This is a genomic window from Arthrobacter sp. SPT-J7 (assembly GCF_059089965.1).
Genome location: NZ_JBNHFF010000262.1, coordinates 1 through 4,242 on the forward strand (window position 1 = coordinate 1; position 4,242 = coordinate 4,242).

Below are 4,242 nucleotides of genomic sequence, written 5' to 3' on the forward strand. Positions count from 1 at the left end.
TCCACGGACTGCGGCCTGGGAGGCAGGGTCCACCCGCAGATCGCCTTCGCCAAGCTGGAAGCTTTGGGCGAGGGTGCACGCCGGGCCACCAAACTGCTCTGGTAGCTGCGGAGAGTTACAACGGGAACCCGCCGGTTCCGTGGCCGCCTGGACTGGGTGCACGGGACCGGCGTTTCGTTTCGCGGGGCTTGCTAAACTGGTAAAGGCCGACCAGGAATCGGTCCGCCCCATTTCAACCACTTCGGATCTGCTGCGCCATCGCGCGCCCATTTTCGCGGTGGCAGCAACACCAATCCCCGCAGGAGACCCAGCACTACATGACAGCCCTGGCACCCGAATCTTTCCATGAGCAGCTTCTGAACCGACGCTACGAACCCAATGTTGCAGCCGTCAACGAACTGTGCGACTCCCTGCAGGAGGCCAAGCCCGGCACCATCGTGCCCTACGTGGACCCCATGCACGACGTCGACGAGTGCCGCATCATCGGCCTGTACTCGAATATCGGCGAGGCCGACCCGTCGGGTTTCATCACCGCCGGCGACCACGACGCCGCCACCCGGATGCTGGGAATCCAGTGGAAGCTGGGGCTGCGGCCGGAGTTCGTTATGCCGTGGAACGTCCACCCGTGGCACGTCGCCGGGGAACCCAACGGGAAGTTCACGCCGGACCAGATTTCCGCGGGCCTGAAGCCACTGCTGAAGTTCCTGGCACTCGTTCCGCGTGCCTCCGTGATCGTGGCCCACGGCACGGAAGCTAACCGCCTGGCCAACCTGCTGCTGAAGACCGAAGTGCCGCTGCTCTGGCGCCGCGGCCTGAAGACGTACAAGGTGCGTTCCCTGAGCGGCCGCGCTTTCGCCGGGTCCCCGGCCCGCCAGGAAGAGTACCTCGAGGACATGCGCGTGGCCTACGCCGACGCCATGGCCCGGACGGGCCTGCAGAAAGCCAGCTAATCCCCCAGGTATGCAGCCTGAACCGGCCTTTTGTGCTGCCTATCTGGACAACACCGCCTGGAATGACGACGCCGGCCCGTCACCTATGCGAACAGGTGACGGGCCGTCGTCGTAGCCTAAGCTTCGATAGCTGCTTTCGCCGTGGGGTCCGAATCTTTCAGGAACTTCTCGATCCGCTCCGGTTCCTCCGGCTCGCCAATCGCTGCGGCAGCGCGCCCCAGCGAGTACAGGGCCCTCAGGAAACCGCGGTTGGGCTCATGCTCCCACGGGATGGGGCCGACGCCGCGCCAGCCGTTGCGGCGCAACGAGTCCAGCCCGCGGTGGTAGCCCACCCGCGAGTAAGCGTAGGAATCGATGGTGCGTCCCTCGGACCAGGCCTCCTCGGCCAGCACGGCCCACAACAACGAGGAAGTGGGGTGCTTGGCCACGAGATCCAGCGCTTCCTGGCCGGCTTCGAGCTGCTGGTAGACCTCGGTCTCGGCGGGCAGGAGCGTCGGCTCCGGGCCCATCAGGTTCCTGCGGAACTCGTCCGACATCCCTAGAAGGTCTTTCCGGCCGAGCCGAGCTGCTTGGTAGCTTCGACCACGCGGGCTGCCAGGCCGGCCTCGGCCGAGGCACCCCAGACGCGGGGATCGTAGGTCTTTTTGTTGCCCACTTCGCCGTCGACCTTGAGGACGCCGTCGTAGTTGCGGAACATGTGGTCGGCCACCGGTCGCGTGTAGGCGTACTGGGTGTCGGTGTCGATGTTCATTTTGATGGTGCCGTAGGAGACAGCGTCGGCGATTTCCTGGTCGGAGGAGCCCGAACCGCCGTGGAACACGAGGTCGAAGGGGCTGTCCTTGCCGATCTTGGCGCCCACCTGGGCCTGAATGTCCTTCAGGATCTCCGGGCGGAGCTTGACCCCACCGGGCTTGTAGACGCCGTGGACGTTTCCGAAGGTCAGTGCGGTGATGTAGCGGCCGTTCTCGCCGGCGCCGAGTGCCTCAATGGTGGCCAGGGCGTCCTCGACGGTGGTGTAAAGCTTTTCGTTGATTTCGTTCTCAACGCCGTCTTCTTCGCCGCCCACAGTGCCGATTTCGACCTCAAGGATCATCTTCGCCGCCGCCGTGCGCTCGAGCAGTTCGCGGGCGATGCGCAGGTTTTCCTGCAGGGTCTCGGCGGAGCCGTCCCACATGTGGGAGTTGAACAGCGGGTTGCGGCCGGCCTTGACCTCGGCCTCGGACGCAGCCAGGAGGGGCAGGACGAAACCGTCCAGCTTGTCCTTGGGGCAGTGGTCCGTGTGCAGCGCGATGTTGACGTTGTAGTTCTTCGCTACTTCGCGGGCGAAGGCGGCGAAGCCCAGGGAGCCTGCAACCATGTCCTTGGTCGAGGCGCCGGACCAGTAGGCCGCACCGCCGGTGGAGACCTGGACGATGCCGTCGGACTCAGCCTCGGCGAAGCCGCGCAGGGCTGCGTTCAGCGTCTGCGAGGACGTAACGTTCACGGCCGGGAATGCGAAGCCGCCCGCCTTCGCGCGGTCGATCATCTCGGAGTAGATCTCTGGGGTTGCAATGGGCATGCTGACTCCTATGCTGAGGTTCGTCTGTGGGCTGGTAACCCTGGAGTACCGCTTACGGCTAGCACCATCCTAGCCATTTCCGCGCAGGGAGTGTTCCGGGTTACGCCCCACCCGCACCCTGACCTCCCGGAACCCTGCGGGCGTGGGCCCACCACCGGCACCCTGACCTCGCAAGTCCGCGCCGGCTCCCTACCCTCGCAAGCTCACCTGCTCCGTTACACGTGCTGGTCGAACACGTGGCGGCGTACCCATGCATGCATGGCGATGGCGGCCGCCGAGGCAGCGTTGATGGACCTCGTGGAGCCGAACTGCTCGATGGACAAGGTGGCGAGGGCGGCCTCATGGACCTCTCGAGTGAGCCCCGGGCCTTCCTGGCCAAACACCAGAACGCAGTCCTTCGGAAGTTCATAGGTCTCCAGCGGGACGGAGTCCGGGAAAATGTCGATCCCAATGATTGCCAGCCCCTCCCCCTGCGCCCAGGCCACGAAGTCCTCCACGCTGGGATGGTGGCGGACGTGCTGGTAGCGGTCGGTGACCATGGCGCCCCGGCGGTTCCACCGCCGTCGTCCGATGATGTGCACCTCCTTGGCGAGGAACGCATTCGCCGTGCGCACCACCGTGCCGATGTTGAGGTCGTGCTGCCAGTTCTCGATGGCGACGTGGAAGTTGTGCCGCCGTGAGTCCAGCTCCGCCACGATCGCGTCATGCTTCCAGTAGCGGTACTTGTCCAGCACGTTGCGGCGGTCGCCGTCCGCCAGGAGGTCAGGGTCCCAGTGGTCACCTTCCGGCAGCTCGCCTTCCCAAGGTCCGACGCCGACTTCCGCCTTGTCGCCCGGCGCCTCCGGGCGTTCAGGTCCAGTTGCTGCAGGCGGTTCGGACGTCATACCGGGCGTTTGGTTCACCCCTCAACACTAGACTGGACCTTTCGGGCTTTCATCACCGGCGGAGGTAGGCATGGCAGAAGCGGACAAGGTCAAAGGGTCACCATCGGTATACCGCAGCGGGCAGGACATCGAGTGCTGGCTGACGGACATGGACGGCGTCCTGGTCCACGAAAACCAGGCGGTGCCCGGCGCCGCCGAACTGATCCAGCGGTGGGTGGACACGTCCAAGCGCTTCCTGGTGCTTACCAACAACTCCATCTTCACCCCTCGCGACCTTGCCGCGCGGCTGCGGGCCTCCGGGCTGGAGGTTCCCGAGGAGAACATCTGGACTTCGGCCCTGGCGACCGCCCAGTTCCTGAAGGACCAGGTGGAGGGTTCCGGGTCGGGGAACCGCGCCTACACCATCGGTGAGGCAGGATTGACGACGGCGCTGCATGAGGCCGGCTTCATCCTCACCGACCAGGACCCGGATTTCGTGGTGCTAGGCGAGACACGAACGTATTCCTTTGAGGCCATCACCACCGCCATCCGCCTGATCCTGGCCGGGGCACGCTTCATCGCCACGAACCCTGACGCTACCGGGCCTTCCAAGGACGGCCCGTTGCCGGCCACCGGTGCCATCGCCGCGCTGATTTCCAAAGCCACGGACCGGGAACCGTACATCGTGGGCAAACCCAACCCGATGATGTTCCGCTCGGCGATGAACCAGATCGACGCGCATTCCGAGACCACCGCCATGATCGGCGACCGGATGGATACGGACATCATTGCCGGCATGGAAGCGGGGCTGCACACCGTCCTGGTCCTCAGCGGCATCACACAGCGCGAAGAGATCGGCTCGTACCCGTTC

The 4,242-nt window shown here is 65.2% G+C and carries 5 protein-coding genes; 2 read left to right on the forward strand and 3 right to left on the reverse strand.

Features of this window, described 5'->3' with window-relative positions:
* Nucleotides 1-317: 317 nt before the first annotated feature.
* The gene (locus tag AC5RWX_RS30900) at nucleotides 318-950 is read left to right on the forward strand and encodes a uracil-DNA glycosylase family protein (protein ID WP_494100021.1); all 633 of its coding nucleotides are present in this window, start codon (nucleotides 318-320) and stop codon (nucleotides 948-950) included.
* A 116-nt stretch (nucleotides 951-1,066) separates the two neighbouring features.
* Here AC5RWX_RS30900 and AC5RWX_RS30905 read toward each other — a convergent pair whose 3' ends face one another.
* The 3 genes from AC5RWX_RS30905 to AC5RWX_RS30915 all read right to left on the reverse strand — a co-directional run bounded on the left by AC5RWX_RS30905 (nucleotide 1,067) and on the right by AC5RWX_RS30915 (nucleotide 3,392).
* On the reverse strand, nucleotides 1,067-1,486 hold the full coding sequence (locus tag AC5RWX_RS30905) for a DUF3151 domain-containing protein (protein WP_494100022.1): 420 nt from the start codon (nucleotides 1,484-1,486) through the stop codon (nucleotides 1,067-1,069).
* Between the two features lie 2 nt (nucleotides 1,487-1,488).
* Nucleotides 1,489-2,508 carry a class II fructose-bisphosphate aldolase gene (gene fbaA / locus AC5RWX_RS30910; protein ID WP_163164703.1) on the reverse strand — a complete coding sequence of 340 codons (1,020 nt, stop codon included), beginning with the start codon at nucleotides 2,506-2,508 and terminating at the stop codon, nucleotides 1,489-1,491.
* A gap of 215 nt (nucleotides 2,509-2,723) precedes the next feature.
* Complete coding sequence (locus AC5RWX_RS30915; protein ID WP_494100023.1) at nucleotides 2,724-3,392, reverse strand: TrmH family RNA methyltransferase; 669 nt, start codon at nucleotides 3,390-3,392, stop codon at nucleotides 2,724-2,726.
* Nucleotides 3,393-3,462: 70 nt separating this feature from the next.
* Between AC5RWX_RS30915 and AC5RWX_RS30920 the strand changes: the two genes are divergently transcribed.
* On the forward strand, nucleotides 3,463-4,242 hold a 780-nt coding region (locus AC5RWX_RS30920), incomplete at its 3' end, for an HAD-IIA family hydrolase (RefSeq protein WP_494100024.1).

Excerpts from the sequence above, each read along its gene's own strand:
- AC5RWX_RS30900 (WP_494100021.1), top strand. The coding sequence starts at position 318 with ATGACAGCCCTGGCACCCGAATCTTTCCATGAGCAGCTTCTGAACCGA.
- AC5RWX_RS30905 (WP_494100022.1), bottom strand. The coding sequence starts at position 1,486 with ATGTCGGACGAGTTCCGCAGGAACCTGATGGGCCCGGAGCCGACGCTC.
- fbaA (WP_163164703.1), bottom strand. The coding sequence starts at position 2,508 with ATGCCCATTGCAACCCCAGAGATCTACTCCGAGATGATCGACCGCGCG.
- AC5RWX_RS30915 (WP_494100023.1), bottom strand. The coding sequence starts at position 3,392 with ATGACGTCCGAACCGCCTGCAGCAACTGGACCTGAACGCCCGGAGGCG.